Source organism: Nitritalea halalkaliphila LW7 (assembly GCF_000265075.1).
GTDB classification, from domain to species: domain Bacteria; phylum Bacteroidota; class Bacteroidia; order Cytophagales; family Cyclobacteriaceae; genus Nitritalea; species Nitritalea halalkaliphila.
The window spans coordinates 1-1,713 of record NZ_AJYA01000118.1 but is presented as its reverse complement, the minus strand read 5'-3'; the positions used below and the strand labels follow the sequence as shown (position 1 = coordinate 1,713).

1 protein-coding gene is annotated in these 1,713 nt (G+C 54.6%); it reads right to left on the bottom strand.

Going from position 1 to position 1,713, the window contains the following annotated elements; all coding sequences use genetic code 11:
- Positions 1-448: 448 nt before the first annotated feature.
- Positions 449-1,713 (bottom strand): choice-of-anchor J domain-containing protein (locus tag A3SI_RS16700; protein WP_009057865.1); only part of this gene is annotated, 1,265 nt, incomplete at its 5' end.

Sequence of the window (1,713 nt, the reverse complement as noted above, 5' to 3'; positions counted from 1 at the left end):
TTTGGGGCCCCTTTTCCCAAAAAGGGGGAAACCCGGGGTTTTTAACCGGGTTTAAAGGGGCCCTTTTTGGGTTTAAAAACCCCAAATTTTCCCCGGGGAAATTTTCCCGGGGGRAAATTTTTGGGGGCCCCTTCCCCCAAAAAGGGGGGAAAAACCCGGGGGTTTTTAAAACCCCCGGGGGTTTTAAAAGGGGGGCCCTTTTTGGGGGTTTTTAAAAACCCCAAAATTTTTCCCCGGGGAAAATTTTCCCCGGGGGAAAATTTTTGGGGCCCCCTTTTTCCCCAAAAAGGGGGAAACCCCGGGGGTTTTTAAAACCCSCCGGGGGTTTTTAAAAAAGGGGGGCCCCCTTTTTGGGGGGTTTTTAAAAACCCCCAAATTTCCCCCGGGGGAAAAATTTCCCCCGGGGGGGGGAAAAATTTTTGGGGGGCCCTTTCCCCAAAGGGAACCGTTAAACCCGGTTTTTAAGGCCCTGGGACATCCGACCACCATTCGAACGCGCATGATGTTGACCAGATTGATGCGTTTTTGTACGCCATTGATTTTTAGTTTCTACCTCGAAGAGGAAGGGCAGCCTACCCAGGAAGCCCAGAAGCGTTCGGGCTGGGAAGGATAGCCACCAAGTCACTTTCAGAACCCCCCCTTTCCTAAGAAGCACGCGCTGTGGCACGGAGTCCACGGTGGTAGTTTTGTACAGGAAGGTGAGTTTTTGCGCGTCAGCGAAATCTCCTACCTGAGATACCGCAGGAGAGATAAATCCACGGTAGTCTGGCAGGGCATCTGCGAGCTGTTTAAAGCGCTCGATAGAGGTGATTTCCTGGAAGGCATAGACATCAGCATCTAAGTCTTCGAGGATTTTTTTCACGTTCTCCAGCTGGCGTTGGGTGTCGGCAGGCCCTTGGCCGGAGGCCTCAGAACCGAACCATTCGATGTTCCAGGTGACCACGTCGAAGGAATCCTTACGCTTGATGGTGGCCCCTGTTAGGAAGCCGGCGCGCTCTTCGAGGTCTCCGGATCGGAACTGGATGACACTGCTGAATGCACCTGCAAAAGCGGGTGCGAAACGCACTTCTATGTTCTGGGTGCTGCGCGCCTGCTCTGGGCTCAGCGTCAAGATGGGGCTGAAGTTATTTTCTCCCTCGATGCTGAACTCGAAGCCCGGAGCAGCGCTGATGCGCAGCGGCTCGGTGGCATTGCTCAGGGTGACAGGGAAGCTGTAGCGCTTCGGTGCCACGGTGCCCTCTGGCGTGATGCCAAAGTGGGTGTAATCGACATTGCCGATACCTACATTCAGGAATGGGGCAGGAGGCGTGTCGGAGTTGAGTAGGCTGAAGTCATCGAGTGTCCAGCGTGCAGCGCCTTCTTCCGGCGAAGAACGGTAGCGGAAAGCCAGATGAACGGGTGCATTTTTAAAGTCGGAAAGGTCGATTTCCTGAGAGAAGGTCCAGAAATTTTCCGTTGCGAACCGATCTTCTAATGCGATCCAAGTGGCGGTTTGTGGGTCTCCGCTGAAATCCTGCGCGATGAAGAGCTCCAGTCGTGGCCCTGCGAAGGCTACGCGGGTCCAGAAGGAGAGGAGCGGGAAGTCGAATTCGCTCAGGTCAAAGGCAGGGCTGATGAGCCACTGCTCGTTGGTTTGCTGCGTTCCGTTAGCGAAGCCATTGGCCTGCAGGCCAAAAGGTGCATTGGCAGTGGCATTATTTCCGGCTCGTACCG